This is a genomic window from Paradevosia shaoguanensis (assembly GCF_016801025.1).
In the GTDB taxonomy this organism is placed as follows: domain Bacteria; phylum Pseudomonadota; class Alphaproteobacteria; order Rhizobiales; family Devosiaceae; genus Paradevosia; species Paradevosia shaoguanensis.
This window is the reverse complement of sequence record NZ_CP068983.1, coordinates 3133017-3154301: the sequence shown is the minus strand read 5'-3', so window position 1 is coordinate 3154301 and position 21285 is coordinate 3133017. Positions and strand designations below refer to the sequence as shown.

The 21285-nt window shown below is 64.1% G+C and carries 21 protein-coding genes; 8 read left to right on the top strand and 13 right to left on the bottom strand.

Annotated features, from left to right (window positions below; genetic code table 11):
• Positions 1-39 precede the first annotated feature (39 nt).
• The gene (locus tag JNE37_RS15100) at positions 40-1311 is read right to left on the bottom strand and encodes an O-acetylhomoserine aminocarboxypropyltransferase/cysteine synthase family protein (protein WP_203063593.1); all 1272 of its coding nucleotides are present in this window, start codon (positions 1309-1311) and stop codon (positions 40-42) included.
• A 446-nt stretch (positions 1312-1757) separates the two neighbouring features.
• On the opposite strand from JNE37_RS15100, the gene JNE37_RS15095 reads away from it, so the two are divergent.
• Together JNE37_RS15095 and JNE37_RS15090 are read left to right on the top strand one after the other, a co-directional pair.
• Complete coding sequence (locus JNE37_RS15095) at positions 1758-1964, top strand: hypothetical protein (protein ID WP_203063591.1); 207 nt, start codon at positions 1758-1760, stop codon at positions 1962-1964.
• The gene (locus JNE37_RS15090; protein ID WP_035030313.1) at positions 1961-2251 is read left to right on the top strand and encodes a hypothetical protein; all 291 of its coding nucleotides are present in this window, start codon (positions 1961-1963) and stop codon (positions 2249-2251) included. The genes JNE37_RS15095 and JNE37_RS15090 overlap by 4 nt, the downstream gene beginning before the upstream one ends.
• 339 nt (positions 2252-2590) lie before the next feature.
• Here the strand turns inward: JNE37_RS15090 and metF are convergent, their stop codons facing one another.
• The 5 genes from metF to JNE37_RS15065 all read right to left on the bottom strand — a co-directional run bounded on the left by metF (position 2591) and on the right by JNE37_RS15065 (position 9072).
• Positions 2591-3493 carry a methylenetetrahydrofolate reductase [NAD(P)H] gene (gene metF, locus JNE37_RS15085; protein ID WP_203063590.1) on the bottom strand — a complete coding sequence of 301 codons (903 nt, stop codon included), beginning with the start codon at positions 3491-3493 and terminating at the stop codon, positions 2591-2593.
• Positions 3490-4458, bottom strand: coding sequence for an ArsR/SmtB family transcription factor (locus JNE37_RS15080; RefSeq protein WP_035030316.1), 969 nt, complete (start codon positions 4456-4458; stop codon positions 3490-3492). Before JNE37_RS15080 ends, metF begins: the two co-directional genes overlap by 4 nt.
• 118 nt (positions 4459-4576) lie before the next feature.
• Positions 4577-6019: an alkaline phosphatase gene (gene phoA, locus JNE37_RS15075; protein WP_379125365.1), complete on the bottom strand. Its 1443-nt coding sequence runs from the start codon at positions 6017-6019 to the stop codon at positions 4577-4579.
• Between the two features lie 138 nt (positions 6020-6157).
• The gene (locus tag JNE37_RS15070) at positions 6158-7282 is read right to left on the bottom strand and encodes a DUF2336 domain-containing protein (RefSeq protein WP_052152190.1); all 1125 of its coding nucleotides are present in this window, start codon (positions 7280-7282) and stop codon (positions 6158-6160) included.
• Between the two features lie 293 nt (positions 7283-7575).
• Complete coding sequence (locus JNE37_RS15065; RefSeq protein WP_203063588.1) at positions 7576-9072, bottom strand: catalase; 1497 nt, start codon at positions 9070-9072, stop codon at positions 7576-7578.
• A 104-nt stretch (positions 9073-9176) separates the two neighbouring features.
• Between JNE37_RS15065 and JNE37_RS15060 the strand changes: the two genes are divergently transcribed.
• A complete protein-coding gene (locus JNE37_RS15060; RefSeq protein ID WP_182399865.1) occupies positions 9177-10088 on the top strand; it encodes a hydrogen peroxide-inducible genes activator in 912 nt (303 codons plus the stop codon).
• Here JNE37_RS15060 and rarD read toward each other — a convergent pair.
• Positions 10085-11023, bottom strand: coding sequence for an EamA family transporter RarD (gene rarD, locus JNE37_RS15055; RefSeq protein ID WP_203063587.1), 939 nt, complete (start codon positions 11021-11023; stop codon positions 10085-10087). The genes JNE37_RS15060 and rarD overlap by 4 nt on opposite strands.
• 154 nt (positions 11024-11177) lie before the next feature.
• Between rarD and JNE37_RS15050 the strand changes: the two genes are divergently transcribed.
• On the top strand, positions 11178-11627 hold the full coding sequence (locus JNE37_RS15050; RefSeq protein WP_035030328.1) for a host attachment protein: 450 nt from the start codon (positions 11178-11180) through the stop codon (positions 11625-11627).
• 21 nt (positions 11628-11648) lie between these two features.
• Here JNE37_RS15050 and JNE37_RS15045 read toward each other — a convergent pair whose 3' ends face one another.
• The 3 genes from JNE37_RS15045 to ettA form a co-directional block, all read right to left on the bottom strand.
• On the bottom strand, positions 11649-12512 hold the full coding sequence (locus tag JNE37_RS15045; protein ID WP_203063586.1) for an alpha/beta fold hydrolase: 864 nt from the start codon (positions 12510-12512) through the stop codon (positions 11649-11651).
• Between the two features lie 72 nt (positions 12513-12584).
• Positions 12585-13349, bottom strand: coding sequence for a trans-aconitate 2-methyltransferase (gene tam, locus JNE37_RS15040; protein ID WP_203063585.1), 765 nt, complete (start codon positions 13347-13349; stop codon positions 12585-12587).
• Between the two features lie 57 nt (positions 13350-13406).
• Positions 13407-15062, bottom strand: coding sequence for an energy-dependent translational throttle protein EttA (gene ettA, locus JNE37_RS15035; RefSeq protein WP_203063583.1), 1656 nt, complete (start codon positions 15060-15062; stop codon positions 13407-13409).
• A 221-nt stretch (positions 15063-15283) separates the two neighbouring features.
• Here ettA and JNE37_RS15030 point away from each other — a divergent pair, with 221 nt between their 5' ends.
• Positions 15284-16066, top strand: coding sequence for a sugar phosphate isomerase/epimerase family protein (locus JNE37_RS15030; protein WP_203066406.1), 783 nt, complete (start codon positions 15284-15286; stop codon positions 16064-16066).
• Positions 16067-16292: 226 nt separating this feature from the next.
• Here the strand turns inward: JNE37_RS15030 and JNE37_RS15025 are convergent, their stop codons facing one another.
• Together JNE37_RS15025 and JNE37_RS15020 are read right to left on the bottom strand one after the other, a co-directional pair.
• A complete protein-coding gene (locus JNE37_RS15025) occupies positions 16293-16976 on the bottom strand; it encodes a DUF2461 domain-containing protein (protein WP_203063581.1) in 684 nt (227 codons plus the stop codon).
• 33 nt (positions 16977-17009) lie between these two features.
• Positions 17010-17771 carry an SDR family NAD(P)-dependent oxidoreductase gene (locus JNE37_RS15020; protein WP_203063579.1) on the bottom strand — a complete coding sequence of 254 codons (762 nt, stop codon included), beginning with the start codon at positions 17769-17771 and terminating at the stop codon, positions 17010-17012.
• 63 nt (positions 17772-17834) lie between these two features.
• Here JNE37_RS15020 and JNE37_RS15015 point away from each other — a divergent pair, with 63 nt between their 5' ends.
• Both JNE37_RS15015 and JNE37_RS15010 read left to right on the top strand, forming a co-directional pair.
• Entirely contained in the window at positions 17835-18176 is a 342-nt protein-coding gene (locus JNE37_RS15015) for a hypothetical protein (protein WP_152571865.1), read from the top strand.
• A gap of 14 nt (positions 18177-18190) precedes the next feature.
• Positions 18191-18835 carry an ankyrin repeat domain-containing protein gene (locus tag JNE37_RS15010; protein ID WP_203063577.1) on the top strand — a complete coding sequence of 215 codons (645 nt, stop codon included), beginning with the start codon at positions 18191-18193 and terminating at the stop codon, positions 18833-18835.
• A gap of 240 nt (positions 18836-19075) precedes the next feature.
• Here JNE37_RS15010 and JNE37_RS15005 read toward each other — a convergent pair whose 3' ends face one another.
• Positions 19076-19504, bottom strand: a complete 429-nt coding sequence (locus JNE37_RS15005; protein ID WP_246513306.1) for an Lrp/AsnC family transcriptional regulator — start codon at positions 19502-19504, stop codon at positions 19076-19078.
• Positions 19505-19663: 159 nt separating this feature from the next.
• Between JNE37_RS15005 and ald the strand changes: the two genes are divergently transcribed.
• Positions 19664-20782 carry an alanine dehydrogenase gene (gene ald / locus JNE37_RS15000; protein WP_203063576.1) on the top strand — a complete coding sequence of 373 codons (1119 nt, stop codon included), beginning with the start codon at positions 19664-19666 and terminating at the stop codon, positions 20780-20782.
• The last annotated feature ends 503 nt before the right edge of the window (positions 20783-21285 follow it).

Genomic DNA, 21285 nt, shown 5'->3' with positions numbered 1-21285 from the left:
TCGAGGGTGGGGGCGAAACTCGTCCCCCACCCAACTACCTCAAACCTGCGCCAGCGCCTGATCGATATCAGCGATGATATCGTCGATATGCTCGATACCCACCGAGATGCGCACCAGATCCTCCGACACTCCGGCCCGGGCCAGCTCTTCCGGGTTCAGCTGCCGGTGCGTCGTCGTCGCCGGGTGGCAGGCCAGCGATTTGGCGTCGCCGATATTGACCAGCCGCAGGATCATCTGCAGCCCGTCGATGAACCGGCCGCCCGCCTCGCGCCCGCCTTCGATGCCGAAGCTGATGATGCCCGAGGCCTGGCCCTTGGTGATCTTCCTGGCCGTGGCGTTGTACTTGCTCGACGGCAGCGCCGCGTAGTTCACCCACTTGACCTTGGGATGCGCTTCGAGATGCTTGGCCACGGCCAGCGCGTTCTCGCAATGCCGCTCCATGCGCAGGCCCAGCGTCTCCAGCCCCATCAGGAACAGGAACGCGCTGTGCGGGGAAAGCGCCGCGCCGGTATTGCGCAGCGGCACCACGCGGCAACGGCCGATATAGGCTGCCGGCCCAAGCGCCTCGGTATAGACGACGCCGTGGTAGGACGGATCGGGCTCGTTGAGGAGCGGGAAGCGCTCCTTGTTCTTGACCCAGTCGAACTTGCCCGAGTCGATGATGATGCCGCCGATCGAATTGCCGTGCCCGCCGATATACTTGGTGAGCGCATGCACGACAATATCGGCGCCGAAATCGAACGGCCGGCAGAGATAGGGGGTGGCCACGGTGTTATCGACGATCAGCGGCACGCCATGCTTGTGCGCGATCTCTGCGAGGCGCGCGATATCCACGACATTGCCGGCCGGGTTGCCGATGGATTCGCAGAACACCGCCTTGGTGCGCCCATCGATCAGCTTGTCGATGGCATCGAAGTCGTCCGACGCCGCCAGCCGTACTTCCAGCCCCTGGCGGGGGAAGGTGTGCATGAAGAGGTTATAGGTGCCGCCATAGAGCTGGCTGATCGAGACGATGTTATCGCCCACGCCCGCAATCGCCTGGATCGCATAGGTAATGGCCGACATGCCCGAGGCCACGGCCAGCCCGCCGATGCCGCCCTCCATTTCCGCCACGCGCTGCTCGAGCACGGCGGTCGTCGGGTTCATGATGCGGGTATAGATATTGCCGGCCACCTTGAGGTCGAAAAGGTCGGCACCATGCTGGGTGTCATCGAACGTATAGGACGTGGTCTGGTAGATCGGGACGGCGGCCGAACGCGTAGTCGGTTCGGGCTTGTAGCCGTGATGAAGGGCGAGCGTTTCGAGTTTCAACGGTGCTTCCTCGTGTTCTTGTGTTTCACCGCGCGGCGGCCTTGCGACGAACCGGCTTGGCCCTAGGGTGCCCTGCCCCGCACACCCAGCACAAGGCACGCCCACACCATTTCCTCCTATTCCCGCGCCCTTGACGGAAACAGTTTATTGTCCAATCATAGGCGCATGAGAACGTTGCGCTCCCAGATTAGCCGCTGACCTGGTTCGATTACCTGCCCGCCGGGCAAGAATCGGGCCAGGAAAACTCATTTCCCCACATCCGCCAAGCCTTTTGCTCTTCTTGAGCATCGGCTCGTCATGTCTCAACGCGCTCCGGAAAACTCCGGGGTACGGAGGAAATTACTATGGCTAAGAAGAACCGCGAAAAGAAGAAACCCAAGCAGGACAAGAAGAAGGTCGCGGCCGCGACCTCCATCGCCGACATCTCCAACCCGAAGAGGAAGTAGATGACTTACAAGTACGGTTTGGTCGTTCCCATCGTCGGCCCGCACAAGATCAAGCGCTTCAAGTCCTGGGCCAGCAACACGCTGCCGGGCCTGGACTACAACCTGCCCATGCAGACCCCCATCGTCACGACCAGCATGACGGTGCGCCTGCGGTCCATCGAGGACAAGGCCCGGCTCGAAGCGGCGTTGCCTGCGCTGGTGCCATGACCCCGCGCCGGCTCGATGCGTTCGAGCGCACGGCCCTGGGCAAGCTTGCGCAGGTCGAAAGCCTCGAACTCGGCACGCAGACGGTGATCGGCTTCGGCCGCCCGGCCCTCGAACGGCTGTGCAGCCTGGGCTTGGCCCAACGGGTGGCCGACGCGCCCACGGCCTACGCCATCACCAGCGACGGCTATCGCTGCATCTACGGCATGTCGCAGGCCGAATTCGAAGCCCACCCCGCCAACGCCAAGCCTCCCCCGCTCCGGCAATGGCAATGGCCCCCGGCCGCCTGAACTCGTGGTGCCGCGCCTCATTCACCCTCACTGCCCCCGAGGCACGAGGCAGGCACCACGCCCTCTCCCCTCACGGGGAGAGGGAACAGGAGTAGTCTGGATGTCGGGCAGCAGTTGGCCGGCGCGTGCCCACGTCCACCCGCACCCGCCACCACCACTGCACTCCCCCGGACTTGATCCGGGGCCTATTGCACCCCTCCACCCGAGTGGAGACATCCATGGGCCCCGGCTCTGCGGCCGGGGAGTTCCGTTGTGGGGTGAACTACAGAGCACTCCCAACGTTCGCCAGCAGATCTCCCTCCCCCTTGCGGGGAGGGGACAGGGGTGGGGGTAAGCCCCCTAACTCGGCCGCCGCCCCAGCAGCCTCGCCAGCGCCAGCACCAGGTTCGACCTGTTGAGCGTATAGAAGTGAAACTCCGTCACGCCCTCGTCCAGCAGCTCGATCACCTGCTCGGCCGCCACGGCTGACGCCACCAGCGCATGCGTCTCGGGATCTTCCTCCAGCCCCTCGAAGCGCGCCGCCACCCAATCGGGGATCGAAGCGCCGCATCGGGCGGCGAAGCCTGAAATCTGCTTGAAGCTGTGGATCGGCTGGATGCCCGGCACGATCGGAGCATCGATACCCGCCGCCCGCACGCGCTCGACATAGCGCAGGTAGTCGTCGTTATCGAAGAACATCTGCGTAATGGCGCGCGTCGCACCGGCATCGAGCTTGCGCTTGAGGTTGTCGATATCGGCCTGCCAATCCGGGCTCTGCGGATGCTTTTCGGGATAGGCCGCGACGGAAATATCGAAATCCCCGACCCGGCGGATACCGTCCACGAGCTCCGCTGCGTTCCGATATCCTTCCGGGTGCGGCACGAACGGCTTACCCACGCCCTCCGGCGGATCGCCACGCAGCGCTACGATGCGCGAAATCCCGGCTTCCTTGTAGCCGCGCACCACCGCATCGACCTCGTCGCGCGAAGCGCCCACGCAGGTCAGGTGCGCCGCCGCATCCACGCCGGTCTGCTTCTTGATCTGCGAGACCATGCGCAGTGTGCGCTCACGGGTCGTGCCGCCGGCACCATAGGTCACCGACACGAAGCGCGGCGCCAGCGGCGCCAGCTTCTCGATGCTGTCCCAGAAGCGTTCTTCCATCACGTCCGTCTTGGGGGGGAAGAACTCGAAGGAGACCTGGAGCTTGGACTCGATGTCCGAAAGGTGCCGGCTCGGCCGGGCCTCGCGCGCGTGGATATTCATGCTGTCTCCGTCTCGTGTTCGGCCGTCAGGCGCCAGAGGCAGACCGTCAGCCCTTCTTCGTCGTTTTTGCCGTTGGGGAAGGTCGTCAATGCATCGACCTTCATGCCGATCGCCCGGGCCCAGCCACTCATCTGCGCCTCGGAGAGGCCGAGGCGGCGGTGGGCATGGTGAGTCCGCAGGAATTCCAGTTCATGTGGTGCGAAATCGACGATCAGCAACTCCCCGCCCGGCTTGAGCGCCGACCGCGCCGCCGCCAGCATGCGGCCGGGATCGTCGAAATAATGCAGCACTTGGTGGATGATGATCATGTCCGCCTGCCCAATCGAAGGATCGAGATTGGCGATGTCGCCCAACCGCACCTGTGCATGATTGATGCCGGCCGCCACCAGCTTCGCCCGCGCGATGGCGATCATCTCGCGGCTGGAATCGACGCCCAGCCCGCGCCGGTAATGCTCGGCCAGCAGCTCGAGCATGCGCCCGGTGCCGGTGCCCAGGTCCAGCAGCGTATCCACCCTGCGCTGCCCGATCACCTTGAGGATCGCCGCCTCAACCGCCGATTCCGGCACGTGGAGATTGCGCTGCGCATCCCAGCTGTCGGCGATCTTGGCGAAGTAATTGGCCGCCTGCTCCTGCTGGGCATTGCGCACCCAGTCGAGCCGCTCCCGGTCGCGCACGCGGTCTGGATCGTTGGTGTCCAGATGCGCCACGAGCCAGAGCGCCAGTTCCGCCGCCGCGCCTTCATCGGCCAACGCGTAATAGGCCCAGGCCCCCTCCGCATTGCGCGCCACGAGCCCGGCATCGGCCAAAAGCTTCAAGTGCCGCGATACGCGCGGTTGGCTCTGCCCGAGGATTTCCGTAAGGTCCTTGACCGAAAGCTCGCCCTCGGCCAGAAGCGCGAGCAGCCGCAGCCGGGTATTTTCCCCCGCCGCCTTGAGCACTCCAACCAGCGAATCCAGTTCCGGCACTACGCACCTCGCATCATATAAAGATATCTTTATATGTAATGCGAATGCAGGTCTAGGGATTTTGGCGTGATTGCCCAGGGTGATGGGGCAGGCTTACGCCCGCCCCACAAGGGCTGCCTCAGTTCATCTCGAGCTTGAGCGCGTCGCGGATCGTGTAGAACATGTCCGTCTGGTCGGTCAGCCCGGCGAAATTGGCGGCATAGGGCCCGAAGGCGCCCACGCGCAGCTGTGCGCCGGTATGGCCCTGCGAGCTGCTTTCCGAATTGCCGTAGCTGATCGTCATCACCGCGCCGTCCTTGGTGTTGAGCGCCTGCGTCAGCCCCGGCGCCTTGGTGCCGTTGCCCACGATCTGGCTCGAATGGGCGTGGTCGGCGGTCACGATCACCAGCGTCTTGCCGTCGGCCTTGGCGAAATCGAGCGCCACCTGCACGGCCTCGTCGAGATCCACCGTTTCCCCAATCTGCCCGCACGGATTGGCAGCATGATCCTGTTTGTCGATCGACGCGCCTTCAACCTGCAGGAAGAAGCCCTTTTCGTTGCTCTTGAGCAGGTCGATGGCCTTGGCCGTCATGTCCTTGAGTGTCGGGATATCGGCAGTGCGCTCGGCATTCACCTCGCAGGTCACCGCCGGCTGGTCGATATTGCCGTAATGGGTCGCCACCGGCCCCTTCCAGCGCACCGGCATATTGCCCGGCGAGAAGAGCCCGAGCACCGGCGCATCCTGCGACGCCGCCTTGATCGCGTTGAGTTCGTCGAGATTGGAAACGAGAACGAACCCGCGCTCCTTGGCCTGGTCGAGCAGGGTCTTGCCCTTCCATTCGCCGGCCGCCGCCACTTCGTCGAACGTCTTGGCGCCGCCGCCAAGCACGACATCAGCACGGGTATTGAGCATTTGCTCGGTGATCGACCCGGCGCCGCCATTCTCCAGCGCATTGGCCGCACACTTCTCGGCCGTCGCGACCGGACCATAGCAGCCGCGATCGATCACATGCGCCAGCAGCACGGCCGGCGTCGCGTCCTGCAGCTCGGCAGTCGACACATCGCCCGTAGCGAGGCCCGCCGCCTTGGCCAGCTCAATGAGCGTCGGCACGGGCTGCCCTTTCACGTCGACGCCCACCGCGCCGTTGTAGGTCTTGACGCCGCTCGACCAGGCGGTGCCCGAAGCTGCGGAATCCGTCACGTAGTCCGGCTTGCCGCTATCCTTGTCGAGCGCGTAGTGCGTGTACTGTCCGGTGATCGGCAGGGCATCGATGCCCTTGAAGAAGCCGCCGGCGCCTTCCGCGTAGTTCCGCGCAACGGTGATTTCGGAATCGCCCATGCCGTCGCCGATCAGCAGGATGACATTGCGCACCTCGCCATCCAGGATCGCGGCCTTGAGCTCGGCCGTGGCATCGCCCGTCAGGCGGCGGGCGCCACCCGGCTGGGTCAGGTCACCCCGGGCAGCGCGCACATAGTCGGCCGGCTTGGCGGCTTCCTGCGCGAATGCGGCGGGCGAAGCAGAAACGAACAGCGCAACGGCTGCCACCGTGGTCATCAATGAATTGGGAGAGGTCATCACGATGCAAATCCTCGAGTGGGGTTGGACGAGGCGGCGGGCTGCCGCCCTGCCCCAATCCTTTTCCCTGCTCGTGAACGCTTGGTGACACCCTTGTGGCCAGTACGTGACTGTGGATTAGCCGTGGAAACTCACGGCCCCCGGTCAGGCGTGCCCGACCATGTCCCCCACCGTGCTACCGCGCTTGCGGAAGGCATGTGCGCGCCAGAGCTCGAAGATGCCGAGCGCTTCCTCGGGGCTCAGCGCCTCGAAACGCGCCCGCACGTTGACCTTGTCGGCCTCCGTCGGCAGGTCGCGCCAGGGCATGGTCGCCACCACCGCCTCGAAGAGATCGGGCGAAAGCCCGGCCGCCCGCAACGCCACGGTGATCGCCACATAATCCTGCATGGCCATCCACTTGACCACGACTTCCGGTCCCACCCGCAGCATCACCGTCAGCGTTGCCGCGCAATGGTGACCATAGCCGAAGCGGGCGAAGCGGATCAGCGCGCGCTCGTCGAGCTGCTTGCGGTCCGAAAGCGCCTTCACCTGGTTATAGGCGACCTTCCACTCCTGGCTGTTGAAGCCGGCGCGGTTGCGCATGCGGTTGTAGACCACCGAATTGATCTTGCCGGCCGTGACCGGATCCACCCGCGCCTGCCCGATTTCATCGAGCACCTTGTTGGCGGCATTGTCGATTTCGTTGCGCAGCGTGCCCCAGTCGATATCGGTGCGGTTGCGCAGTTCGTCGGCGATATCGCCGTCCTTGGCCGCCAGCGCCACCAGGCGCTCGATGGCCGATTGCCCGAGTTCGGCATTGGTGTTGCGCACCAGCCGCGAGATCGAAACCTTGTCGCCATGCTCGGTGATGGCGTCGCTCACGCGCTCTGCCAGCGCCGTACGGCTCGCCACGGCCTGGCGATGCGCCTCGCTCTGGTTGATCACGATGTCGATGAGGTCGTCATCGGAAAGCACGCTCGAGAATTCGAGCAGCGGCTTGGCCACTTCGATCACGTCATTGGCCAGCTTCACCACCACGGTGCCCGGCGCCCGTTCAAGCCGCGAAAGCAGCTTGGCGACATGCGCCCGCGCTTCCACCTCGACGAGTTCGGCCAATTGGCAAAGCACTTCGTCATACTGGACGACCTGCTCGTCGTCACACCGGTCCGACACGAAGGAGAAGAGTTGCGCCATATTGCGGAAGAGCTGTTCGCGCTCCATCGCGTTGGCGTCGCCGTTAAGTACTCGAAAGGTCGAAAAAGCTTTCGTGCCTTCTTCGATTTCTTGCATGTAGTCCTCCGAGCGGAATTCTGCCGCCGATCCTGCGGAGTTTGGCATCGCCCGTTGGCCGCGGGCTAAAGTGCGACGCCCACATTTGATTCAAATTTTATCCTTTGCTTCTGGGGATAAATCCGCCGCCCTGAAGACCCGCTCCAAGCGCGCCGCCTCTCTCCATCCGTCAAGGCCCGTCCGATGAGGCGAACACCCCTGCCCGACGGTCCGCCCCCTGCCGAAAACAATTAACCAAAAGCAAGAACCCGGCCGTTGGGCCGGGTTCCGCAGATTCGTTTCTGGCGTGAGGCCTATTCGGCCGCTGCCGTCTCTTCGTCCGAGATCGCATCCGCGGGACGCTTGTTGCCAAGGGCAGCGCGAGCCGCGCGGATACCGTCGCCATATTCCTTGGCGATCAGGTCGAAATGGACGAGCTGGCGGTTGATGATCTCGTCCGGCACGCCATCCATCGCCGCTGCCAGGTTCGAGAACAACCGCGCCTTCTGCGCGTCGTCGAACAGGTTGAAGAGGTCGCGCGGCTGGCGGTAGTCGTCGTTGCCGTCGCGATGGTTGTAGCGATCGGCATCGCCCGAAATCCGCAGCGGCGGCTCCTGGATCGACTTGTCCTCGACCGGGCCGCCGAAGCTGTTGGGCTCGTAATAGGCATCCGGGTTCGGATTGTTCGGGAAGAAGCGCATCGCCCCGTCCTTGTGGTAGTGATGCACCGGCACCTTGGGCGCATTCACCGGCAGCGCTTCGTAATGCGTGCCCAGGCGATAGCGGTGGGCGTCGGCATAGGAGAACACGCGCGCCTGCAGCATCTTGTCGGGCGAATAGCCGATGCCCGGCACCTTGTTGGACGGCGAGAATGCCGCCTGCTCGATCTCGGCGAAATAGTTGTCGGCATTGCGGTTGAGCTCGACCACGCCGACCTCGATCACCGGATAGTCGCCATGCGGCCAGACCTTGGTGAGGTCGAACGGGTTGTACCAATGCTTGTCGGCATCGGCCTCCGGCATGATCTGCACCTGCATGGTCCAGCGCGGGAACTCACCGCGATCAATCGTGCCGAACAGCTCTTCCTGATAGGATTCGCGGCTCTCGCCGATGATCTTCTCGGCTTCAGCGTTGGTGTAGAACTTGTGGCCCTGCTGGGTCTTGAAGTGGAACTTCACCCAGAAGCGCTCGCCGTCATCGTTCCAGAACGAATAGGTGTGCGAGCCGTAGCCGTTCATGAACATCGGCGCCACCGGCAGGCCGCGATCCGAGAACAGCGTCGTGACCTGATGCAGGCTCTCCGGCGACTGGCTCCAGAAATCCCACATGGCGGTCTTGGAGCGCAGGTGGGTCTTGGGATGGCGCTTCTGCGTGTGAATGAAATCGGGGAACTTCAGCGGGTCGCGCACGAAGAACACCGGCGTGTTGTTACCCACCAGGTCCCAATTGCCCTCGTCGGTATAGAACTTCATGGCGAAGCCGCGCACGTCGCGCTCGGCATCGGCGGCGCCAAGCTCGCCGGCCACTGTCGAGAAGCGGATCAGGAGGTCCGTCTTCTTGCCCACCTGCGAAAAGATGTTTGCGCGCGTGTACTTGGAGATGTCGTTGGTGATGGTGAGGGTGCCGAAAGCACCCCAGCCCTTGGCGTGGACGACGCGCTCGGGAATGCGCTCGCGGTTCTGATGGGCCAGCTTTTCGAGCAGCTGGTAATCCTGCATCAACACCGGGCCGCGCGGACCGGCCGTCTCCGAATTCTGGTTGTCGGGAACCGGCGCGCCGGCACTCGTCGTCATACGGGGACGATCGACCATGGCAGTAACTTCCTGTCTGGATTGTCTCAACGCCCTGATTGTACCCAGCAGAAAATGATTAGGCAAATTGATAAGTCTATAAATCCTGATAACATACGCTTATCATGACCATCACCCTCAAGCAGATGCGCTATGCCGTGGCCTTGGCCGAAACCGGTCATTTCGGCCGCGCCGCCGAGCGCTGCCGCGTCACCCAACCCGCCCTCTCCCAGCAGATCCAGCTCATCGAGGAAATCTGCGGCGCCCCTCTCTTCGACCGCCTCGGCAAAACCGTCCGCCCCACGCCATTCGGCGGCGAACTGGTCGAGCGCGCCCGAAAGGTTCTGGAGAGCGCCGATGACCTCATGGCCTTCGCCCAGGGCCATGCCGGCCAACCCTCGGCCCCCATCCGCTTCGGCCTTATCCCGACCGTTGCGCCCTATCTCCTGCCCGACATCTTCCCGGCCCTGCAGACGCAGTTCCCGACTTTGGCCTTCCGCGTCAGCGAAAGCCGCACCGAGACCTTGCTCAAGGCCCTGGCCGAAGGCGACCTCGACCTGGCGCTCATCGCCACCGACCCACCGCCCGGCGGCCCCCGGCTGACCGTCTCGCGCCTCTTCCCCGATTCCTTCGTGCTCGCCACCTCGCGCGTCGACGCGCCCGAAGAGCCCGTGCAGCTCGCCAGCCTCCCCGCCGAACGCATCCTGCTGCTCGATGAGGGCCATTGCTTCCGCGATCAGGCCATCGCCGCCTGCTCCATCGCTGCCGATCCCTCGGCCCGCGCCTTCGCTGCCACTTCGCTCTCGACCATCGTGGAGTTCGTCGCCAACGGCCAGGGCATCACGCTCCTGCCCGAGATCGCCGTGCGCAAGGAAGCCACCGACCCGCGCATCGTCATCCGCTCGCTGGCCGCCCCTGGCGCCGGCCGCGACCTGTCGCTGGTCTGGCGCGAAACCACGCCGTTTGCCGCCCTTTTCGAGGAGATCGCCGAAATCATCCGGCAGTCACACGCCGATCGCGCGATCCTCGCCGCCTAGCGCGCCACGCCCGGGCGACGCCGCAACCCATCGACGGTGAAGATCACCAGCGACACCCAGATGAGCGCAAAGCTCAGCAGCCCCACCGGGCTCAGGTGCTCGCCGAACACCAGCACCCCAATCAGGAACTGGAGCGACGGCGAGATGTACTGGAACATGCCGATCGTCGTCATCCGCAGCTGCCTAACCGCATAGGCGAAGAACAGCAGCGGGATCGCCGTCGCCGGCCCGGTGAAGATCACCAGCGTCAGGATATAGGGATCGGTCAGCGCCCCCGGCCCATGCATCACCCACGAATAGACCGCGAAGGCCAGCGCAAGCGGCGACAGCAGCAGCGTCTCGACGAAAAGCCCGATCGCCGATGGCGCCGACACGGTCTTGCGGAAATAGCCGTAGAACCCGAACGTCAGTGCCAGCCCCAGCGAGACCAGCGGCAGGGTGCCCAGCGCCACGCCCTGGATGACGATGGCAACGGCCGCGATAACGATCGCCACCGTCTGCCACCGGTTCTGCTTCTCGCCCAGCAGCACGATGCCGATGGCCACATTGACCAGCGGATTGATGAAATAGCCCAGGCTCGCCTCGAGCACGCGCCCGCTCTGCACCGCCCACACATAAAGCAGCCAGTTGCACCCCAGCAGCAGCGCCGAGATGAACATGGTGCGCAGGCTCCGCGGATCGGCCAGTACCGCCCGCACCTCCGCGAACCGCCCGCCAATGCCCAGCAGCGCCGTCACGAATACGAGAGACCAGAGCGTGCGGTGGGCCACCACCAGCACCGGATCGACCGGCGTCAGCTGGTGGAACAGCAGCGGCAGCACGCCCCAGGACCCATAGGTCGCCACGGCCGCCAGTACGCCGCCACGCGTATCCGCGATGGTCACGAGTTCCTTTGCCGGCGCCCGGCTAACGGCGGCGCCGTCCTGCGAAGCCATATTGTTCTTCCGCCCAGTCTCTGTGAGACTGTCTACCAGCGGCCGCCACGTGCCGCCAATTAGAGTTTGTGATCAATTGGACTGGAATCGGTGATGCGATCCAACCATTCTCAAACCTTCGCGTTCCCCCATTTCATGCAAGAGGAGTAAGCCGATGAAACCGGTCGTAACCTGGATTGTGATCGCCGACGGGACGCAGGCGCGAGTGTTCGAAAATGCCGGCCCCGGAAAGGGCCTCGCGCCAGTGGATGGCCTGCGCCTCGAGGAGGAGGCGCTCAAGACCTCCGAGATCGTCACCGACCGCCAAGGCCGCTCCTATTCCTCGGTCGGGCACGGCCGCAGCGCCATCGAGCCACGCACAGATCCGGCCGAATACCGCGAAACCGAATTCGCCCGCCGCGTCGCCGCGCTCCTCGATGAGAAGCATGCCGAACATGCCTTCAAGCGGCTGATCATCGCCGCCGCGCCGACCACCCTGGGCGATCTGCGCAAGGCGCTGTCCGCGGCCACCCGCTCGGCCATCATGGCCGAAATGCCCAAGGACCTTACCAACATGCCGCGCCAGCAGCTCGACAAGCAGTTCGCCGACCTCCTGGCGCTTTAGCCGCCAAGGCGGGGAGGACGCTCAGCCCTCCCCGTCCTCGTCAATATCCTCATCGTCGCCCACGTCCGAGTGACCGGCGACCGCATCGAGGAATTCCAGCAGCAGCGGATTGAAGATCTCGGGCTTTTCGAGGCTCGGCAGGTGTGCCGTATCCTCCAGCACCACCGCAAAGGAATTCTCCATCTCCTCGGAAAGGTCGCCATGCCGCTCGAGGATGTGCGGGAAATCGAGTTCTCCCACAACCAGCAGCGTCGGCGCTGCGATGCCGCCCACAACGTCCACCGCCGGCTCGCGCTCCTCTTCCTGGGTCAGCTTCGGCTTGGCCAGCACTTTCCCGTTCATGTCGAGAAACAGCGCCCGCGCCGGCCCGTCCACGCGTCCATTCGGGCTGAGCGGCCCATCCAGCCAGAGATGCGCCTCGATCTTGTTGACCGAGCCGGTATTGCCCCGATCCTCGGCGTAGTGAAGCGCATCGAGGATCAGCTCGGCCTCTTCCGGCAGTTCCGGCTCGGGCGAACCCGAGAGCGCCGTGCCGACCAGCACCAGCCCGACCGTCCGCTCCGGGTTCTCGATGGCGAAGTCGATCGCCAGCGCCCCGCCCGCGGACGAGCCGACGAACACCGCCGCATGAACGCTCAACTGGTCGAGAATGGCTTCCAGGTCATCGAGATGGCTGAACGGCACATCGGGCGATTCCGTGTCACCATGCCCGCGCCGGTCGTAGGCAATGACGTGGAACCCGGCGTCGGCCAATTCCGTCATCTGGCTTTCCCACATGCGCCTGTCGGCCACGCCGGCATGCAGGAACACTACCGGCAGGCCGAAACCGTCCGACTCACCGGAAAACGTGGCGCCGTCCAGACGAACCTCGAAGGGTGTCGCCATTTGTCTTCTCCAACACTAGGGGATTTGCATTGAGGCGCTCCCTAACACGGATGCGCCCGTCTGTCCCCCTCCTCAGCGTCGGGCCACGATGAACAGTCGCGGAAACCGCAGCAGCACCTTGCCGCCCTCGACCGGTGGATAGGCTTCGGCGATCTTCGCCCGATACCGCGCCAGGAACTCGGCCCGTTCCGCCTCATCGAGCGGATCGATGAACGGGCGCAGGCCGGTGCTCTTCACCCATTCCACCACAGCATCGGCATTGGCGAGAACATGGTTGTAGATCGAGTGCCAGATATCGATCCGGCTCGCATCCGACGCCAGCGCCTCGTAATAGACCCGCACCGGCGGCAACACCGCCCGCGCCGCGCCCCTGAGCTTTTCCGCCCAGGGCCCCTCGGCCGCCACCTCGCGCATCAGCACGTGGCTCGGCTCGCCCATATTGTCCGGCATCTGCACCGCCAGCGCCGCGCCCGGCTCCAGCGCCTCCATCACCCGCCTCAGCGCCCCCAGATGATCGGGCACCCACTGATAGATGGCATTGGCGAACACCACATCGGTCCCCGCCTCGGGCACCCAGACATTGGCATCCGCGACCTCGAACCGAGCCGACGGCACGCGCTCGCGCGCCTCGGCCAGCATGTTGGGCGAAGTATCCAGCCCCACCACCTGCGCCCCAGGAAACCGCTCGACCAGCAATTCCGTCGAATTCCCCGGCCCGCACCCCATATCCACCACCAGCCGGGGCGCCTCGACATCCACCTGCGCCAACAAATCCCGCGCCGGCCGCGTCCGCTCATCCTCGAAACGGCGATAGAGGGAGGGGGACCAGTCTTTCATGCGAGATACTCCTGGATGAAAAAAGAAAGGCCGGACTTTCGCCCGGCCTCATCAGACTTATCGCGTCAGCGGCTTGTAGGTGACCCGCTTGGGGTTCACCGCGTCCGCGCCGAGGCGGCGGATCTTGTCGGCTTCGTAGTCCTGGAAGTTGCCTTCGAACCATTCCACATGGCTGTCGCCTTCGAAGGCGAGCATGTGGGTGGCAAGGCGATCGAGGAACATACGATCGTGGCTGATGATCACGGCGCAGCCGGCGAATTCTTCCAGCGCTTCTTCGAGGGCCGCCAGCGTTTCGGTGTCGAGGTCGTTGGTCGGTTCGTCGAGGAGCAGGACGTTGGCGCCGGACTTGAGCATCTTGGCCAGGTGCACGCGGTTGCGCTGCCCGCCCGAGAGATTTCCGACCTTCTGCTGCTGGTCGGTGCCCTTGAAGTTGAACGCCGACACATAGGCGCGGCTGTTCATCTCGCGCTTGCCGAGCAGCAGCACTTCGTCGCCGCCCGAGATTTCTTCCCAGACCGTCTTGTTCGGATTGAGCGCGTCGCGGCTCTGGTCGACATAGCCCAGATGCACGTTGTCGGCGACCGTCACGGAACCCGAATCCGGGGTTTCCTGGCCGGTCAGCATGCGGAAGAGCGTGGTCTTGCCGGCGCCGTTTGGACCAATGACGCCCACGATGCCGCCCGGGGGCAGCTTGAAGGTGAGGTTGTCGATCAGCAGGCGATCGCCATAGGACTTGGAGAGCCCGTCGATGTCGATGACGTTGTGGCCCAGGCGCTCACCCGGCGGAATGATGATCTGGGCGGTCTGCGACTGCGTACGCGCCTCGTTGATCTTGACCAGTTCGTCATAGGCCTTGATACGCGCCTTGGACTTGGACTGGCGCGCCTGCGGGGACTGACCGAGCCATTCCTTTTCGCGCTCCAGCACCTTTGCGCGTGCTGCGTCTTCGCTCTTTTCCTGCGCAAAGCGCTTGGCCTTGGCTTCGAGGTAGGCCGAGTAATTGCCCTCGTAGGGCACGCCGCGGCCGCGGTCGAGCTCGAGAATCCAGCCGGTCACGTTGTCGAGGAAGTAGCGGTCGTGGGTGATGATCAGCACCGCGCCTTCGAACTCGCGCAGATGCTTTTCCAGCCACGCCGTGGTCTCGGCGTCCAGGTGGTTGGTCGGTTCGTCAAGGAGCAGCAGATCGGGCTTGGAGAGCAGCAGGGCGCACAGCGCCACGCGGCGGCGCTCGCCACCCGAGAGCTTGGTCACATCGGCATTGGCCGGCGGGCAGCCGAGCGCATCCATGGCCATCTGCACCTGGGATTCGAGATCCCAGAGGTTTTCGGCGTCGATCTTGTCCTGAAGCTTGGTGGCTTCGTCGGCCGTCTCGTCCGAATAGTTCATCATCAACTCGTTGTAACGGTCGAGGATATCCTTCTTCTCTTTGACGCCGGTCATGACGTTGCCCATGACGTCGAGCGCCGGGTCGAGATCGGGCTCCTGCGCCAGGTAGCCGACCTTGGCCCCCTGCGCGACCCAGGCCTCGCCGGTGAAATCGGTGTCGATGCCCGCCATGATCTTGAGCAGGGTCGACTTACCCGAGCCGTTCGGACCCAGCACGCCGATCTTGGCGTCGGGGTAGAACGAGAGATGGATGTTATCGAGAACCTTCTTGCCACCGGCGTAAGCCTTGGACATGCCGTGCATGTGATAGATGAATTGGCGGGCCATAAAGCGCGTGCCTCTTGAAAATCGCGACAAATCGGAAAGCTGGCGGCCTATGTAGGCCAACCCGCCCTCCCCTTCAATCACTGAAACGTCGCGCCCCCGGAAGCCCCCTTGCGGCGCGCGTTATCGTGCTGTCACATCGGCTTTCTAAGTCTGGCTGAACTCATGCTTTGGGAATTTTCCAGGTGTCACACAATCTGCCGGTCATCGGCGCCGCCCTCTACATGCCCGATCTCGACCGCCACCGCGATTGGCTCATCGAAAGCCAGCGCGATCTCGAAATTCAGGATTTCATCTTCCCCGAAATCCTCGATGGCGACCTCGAAGCCTTCTGCCGGGACGCCAGGGCGCGCCTCGACGGCTTCACCGGGCGCCTGGGCATTCACGGCCCCTTCTACAACCTGCCGCTCAACGCCCGCGATCCGCTGATCCGCGACGTCGTCAAGCGCCGCCTCTGGCAGGGGCTGGATGCCTGCGAATGGCTGGGCGCCACGCATATGGTCGTCCACAGCCCCTATACCACCTGGGGCTACAATAACCTCGACAAGACCCCGACCGGCCGCGAAGAACTCGTCGAATATTGCCACCTCACCATGGCCGACGCCGTCCGCCGCGCCGAGACTATCGGCTGCACGCTGGTGATCGAGAACATCGAGGACAAGGACCCATCAGCCCGCGTCGAGCTGGCAAAATCCTTCGAATCCAGGGCAGTCGGCGTCTCCATCGACACCGGCCACGCCTATTACGCCCACGGCACCACCGGCGCGCCGCCGGTCGATTATTTCGTCAAGCTCGCCGGCAAGCACCTCGCCCACGTCCACATCCAGGATGCCGACGGCTACGCCGACCGCCACTGGCCCCCGGGCGCCGGCACCCTCAACTGGCGCGCGTTCTTCGAAGCGCTGGCCCAGTCCGAAGCCAATCCGCGCCTCGTCCTCGAACTGGACGACAACAACCGCATCCTCGAAGGCGCGGCATGGCTGATCGCCGAGGGACTGGCGCGCTAGGTTCTAAGAACAAGCTAGGGAAGAATTCTCTCCGCCTCTCTCCATCCCTCCCCACCCCCGACTTCCCCGGGCGAAGACCCGGGGCCTATTGCACCCCTCCACCCGAGTGGAGATATCCATGACCCCCGGCTCTGCGGCCGGGGAAGTGCAGTGCGGGCGGAGGGATTTATGATGCACCGGCTGACCGCGAAGGAAACGATCTCCTCGGCAAACTAGCCCTCGCCCCCTAAACCACCTCATCCAGCAGCCACTTCGTAATCGGCCACGTCGCCCGAAAATGCTGCATGCAAATCTCGATCACATCGGGGCTGCTGGCCGCTTCCACCGGCAGCTCGATCATCGTCGTCAGCCCCTCGTAGAGCAGGTATTCCCGCCGGTCTTCATCAGCCTCGAACCCGCGCGGCAGCAGTTTTCGCGTTTTCTCGCCGATCTCGTAGGGTCCGGCCTTCTTCACCGCATCCACCGCCGCCAGCAGCGCCCGGCCCGACCGCGGGTTGATCACAGATTGCCGGTAGGAATCAAGCTCTTCCTTGTCGAACCGATACATGCCGCCGCCGACATAGAGCCGCTCGGCGGTCAGCGAGAACCAGAAGCCCGGACAATCCCAGCTCCGCCGCTCGCCATGCCAGAACCAGAGATCGAGATGGTTCTTGTAGGGCCGCTTGTCCTTGGAAAACCGCACGTCGCGATAGATGCGTGACAGCGAGCCGTTGACCTTGGGCGCGAACTGCACCTCGGGCGAAATCTCGCGCAGTCGCGGCCCGAGTTCGATCACCGCAGCAGCACCTGCCCCGATATAGCCGACGCCATAAAGCCCCCGGTTCTCCTCGAACCACGCCTTATCGTTATGCTCGGCAATGCCGCGCAGGAAGGCGAAGGTTTCCGACGGAAATCCCTGGAATGCACTCACGATACTGGCCCTTTCTGCGACTCGTCGGCCAATCTATCGGCTCGTATAGCCGCCATCCACAACCAGGATTTCGCCGGTCACGTAGCTCGAAGCCGGCGAGCAGAGAAACAGCGCCGCTGCCGCCACTTCCTCGGCCGAGCCCGGTCGCCCCATCGGCGTCATGTTGAGCCAGGTCGGTGCCCAGTCCGGGTCCGCCAGCCCGCCCACGGTCATGTCCGTCGTGATATAGCCCGGCGCGATGGCATTGACCCGGATGTTGAACGCCGCCAGGTCGCTCGCCAGGCTCCGCGTCAGCATATGCACAGCGGCCTTCGACGCATTATACGCCGCCTGCTGCTGGGGAATGTTGGAAACCAGCCCCGAGATCGAGCCGATATTGAGGATCACCCCGCTTTTCTGCGCCTTCATGATCGGGATCACCGCCTGGCACGCCCCGAACACAGCATCGAGGTTGATGCTCATCACATCGCGATAGCTCTGCTCCGGAAACACCTCCGTCGCTCCGTGCCGCGCCACGCCCGCATTGTTGACGAGAATATCGAGCCGCCCCACCAGCGCCTGGGCCTTTTCGACCACCGCCCGCGCCGCTCCCGGCTCACTCAGGTCCGCCTCGATATGATGCAGCTCGTACCCTGCCGCCTCGAGTTCGTAGATCGCCGCCTCGTTGCGCGTCTTCGAGCTCACCACCAGCCGCGCACCCGCCTCGCCGAGCACATTGGCGATCGCCAGCCCGATGCCGCGCGAGCCACCCGTGACCAGTGCAACCTGGCCGTCCAGTCGAAACCGTTCCAGCATTACCCGTCCCTCCCATGGCTCCCCGCCATCGACAGCCTAACGGCGGAATGCTAGTTTTCACAGATGTCTAGGAGCATTCTACTGGCCTTGGCGCTCGCCGCCGCCACCGGATTGCCTGCGCTGGCGCAGGACCTGCCGTTGCAACTGCAGTGGCGGCGCACACCCGACATTTCGATGCGCCAGCTCATCGACCAGGGCTTTGAGATCAAGAGCGCTACCAGCACCACGGAATCGATCGCCGAAGCGCGCTACGACACTATCACCTACCTTCTCCAGAAGGGTTCGGAAGTCTATCGCTGCCTCGAAGGCGGCGTGCTGGATAACGAAGGCACGCTCAAATCGCAGGTCGTCTACTGCACCGTGCTCGTCGCCCCCTATGACGCCAAGGCAAAGGCGGCCGGCTGAGAGGAGCTGATCCCATGGACCTGTTCGACAGCATCCGGAAAGGCGCGAACGAAGAGGTCCTGGCAGCCATCGCCCGGGATCCTGCCAACGCCGCGCAACGCAACGCCGATGGTGCCTCCCTCCTCACCGTCGCCGCCTATTTCGGCAACACCGCCCTCGTCGCCGCCCTGCGCAACGCTCTCCCCGGCCTCGATCCCTACGAAGCCATCGTCGTCGGCGATCTCGAAGCCGTCCGTTCCGCCATCGGCGAAGGCTGGGAGCCCAACACTCGCTCACCGGATGGCTTCACGCCACTGGCCCTCGCCGTCTTCTTCCGCCAGCCCGAAATCTTCGACCTGCTGCTGCCGGTAACGAGAAACGTCAACGATCGGGCGACCAACAGCCAGCAGGTCGCTGCCCTCCACGCCGCCGTCGCGGTCGGCAACCAGAAGGCCGTCGAGCGCCTGCTCCGCGCCGGTGCCGATCCCAACCTCGCCCAGGCCGATGGCTTCCTGCCGCTCCACGTCACAGCCCAGCACGGCGATACCATATCGACCGCGCTCCTCGTGCTCTTCGGCGCCCAGGCGACCCGGCCCAATTCCCAGGGCAAGACACCCGCAGACTTCGCCCGCACCGGCGGCCACGATTGGCTCGCCCGGTTGCTCGAAGATCGCGGCTAGGGTCCGTACTCAATTGCACCGGTAGATGAGGTTGCGATGGCCGCCCCACCCACCGGACTTCCCCGGACTTGATCCGGGGCCCATTGCCACCTCCACTCGAGTGGAGGTGTCCGTGGGGCCCGGCTATGCGGCCGGGGAAGTTCAGTGGTTGTGGCGCGGCCGACGGACAGCGCTTCCGTTGGAATCTGTGGATGAAGAGATAAGCGCTCCGGGGGCGCCGGGACTTATTGAGTACGGACCCTAGAGCGGCAAACCCGTCCGCGCCTTGACCGTCCTGATGCTCATGTTCGAGTGAATCCGCGCCACGCCCGGCAGCCTGGCGCTCAGCCGGCGATGCAGCCGCTCGAAATCCTCATGGTCCCGGCAGATGACACGCAGGATATAGTCCGATTGCCCCGCCATGAGGTGGCATTCGAGTACTTCGGGAATATCCTTCACCGCCGCCTCGAAGGCATCGAGCGCCGCTTCGCTCTGGCTGATGAGCCCCACCTCGATGAAGAACTGCATCGAAAATCCCAGCGCCGTCGGATTGAGCAGCGCATGATAGCCCGCGATCAGCCGCCGCTCTTCCAGCGACCGCAGACGCCGGTGGCAGGCCGAGGCTGAAAGCCCCACCGCATCGCCCAGTTCCTGCACGCTCTTGCGGCTATCCTCCTGCAAAATGCGCAACAGCTTTCGATCAATTTCATCCAGCTGCAATTTTCTTGCGTCTCCACGCGCCACTATCGAATGACATTCGAAGACTGGCGTGAGGAAAGCGCGCTTTGCAAGGAAATTCACCCGCACCTTTGCTCAGATGCTCTCATAAGCACAAAGGGAGGATGGGTAATGCTCGTTGGCGTTCCCAAGGAAATCAAGAACCATGAATACAGGGTGGGCCTGACGCCGGAGAGCGTGGCAGAGCTCACCCACCAGGGCCACGGCGTCGTCGTCCAGACGCAGGCCGGCGCCGGCATCGGCGCTTCGGACACCGACTACCAGGCAGCGGGCGCCACGATCGCCTCCGACGCCGCCGCTGTCTTCAAGGCCGCCGACATGATCGTCAAGGTCAAGGAGCCCCAGGCCGCCGAGCGCGCCATGCTCCGCCAGGACCAGGTCCTCTTCACCTATCTCCACCTCGCGCCCGATCCCGATCAGACCCGCGATCTCGTCAAGTCCGGCGTCATCGCTATTGCCTACGAAACCGTCACCGACGCCACCGGCGGACTGCCCCTCCTCAAGCCGATGAGCCAGGTTGCCGGTCGCATGTCCATCCAGGCCGGCGCCACCGCGCTGCAAAAGGCCCATGGTGGCCGCGGCGTATTGCTCGGCGGTGTGCCGGGCGTACAGCCGGGCAAGGTCGTCATCCTGGGTGGCGGCGTCGTCGGCTTCCATGCCGCCGAGAATGCCGTGGGCCTTCAGGCCGACGTCACAATCCTCGACAAGAATCCGCTCGTCCTCGAGCGTCTCGCCACCCATTTCGGCGCCCGCGCCCGCGTGCTCTATTCCCACAAGGCCGCCATTGCCGAAGCCGTCGCCAGCGCCGATCTGGTCATCGGTGCCGTCCTCGTCCCCGGCGCGGAAGCACCCAAGCTCGTGACTCGCGAAATGCTGGGCACGATGAAGCAGGGCGCGGTGCTCGTCGATGTCGCCATCGACCAGGGCGGCTGCTTCGAGACCTCGCACGCCACCACCCATGCCGATCCCACCTACGTCGTGGATGGCATCGTGCACTACTGCGTCGCCAACATGCCCGGCGCCGTGGCCCGTACGTCGACCTACGCACTGAACAATGCGACGTTGCCGCACGTGGTGCGCCTTGCCAATCTCGGCTGGCGCGAGGCGCTTGCCGCTGATTCACATTTGCGCGCCGGTCTCAATGTCTGGCGTGGGCACGTGACCTGTGCGCCGGTGGCCCAGGTGCAGCACTACACCCTTCTATCGCCTGAGGCGGCCCTGGCTGCCTGATATCTGAGTAAACCCTCCAAGCACTCAAACTTGTGGCCCGGTGCGATCCCGAAAGGACCGTACCGGGCCTTTTTCGCCGGGTAGGGCCGGCGATCCGGGGCGAGGCGGGAGGAAGGATGAACCGCGCCCCCGAAATGGGATTCTGTGCTTTCCGCTTGTGCAGCGCGCCGCTGTCGTCATCGCCAACCGGTACTGTTGCGACCTGGTCGCGACCTATTAACGGCGACAACGACAGCAAAACGCCCGCCGCAAGCCGGACAGCCATAGCGCGAAGACTATGACCGAATTCCGATAATAAATAATTGAACAAAGGCCCTTTGAAACGCCGGCTATCTACGGATCGATTCTGGATCCGATCAGTACAAACTACTGAGGAATCGACGATATGGCATAACCGGCTATGCCGTCAATTCTTATCGACGGCACGAAAAGCATATCTCTCATTGGATTTAAGGCCCTTGACGGAGGCCTCGCCAGAAAGGAAGGCGCCGGAAAATTCCAGC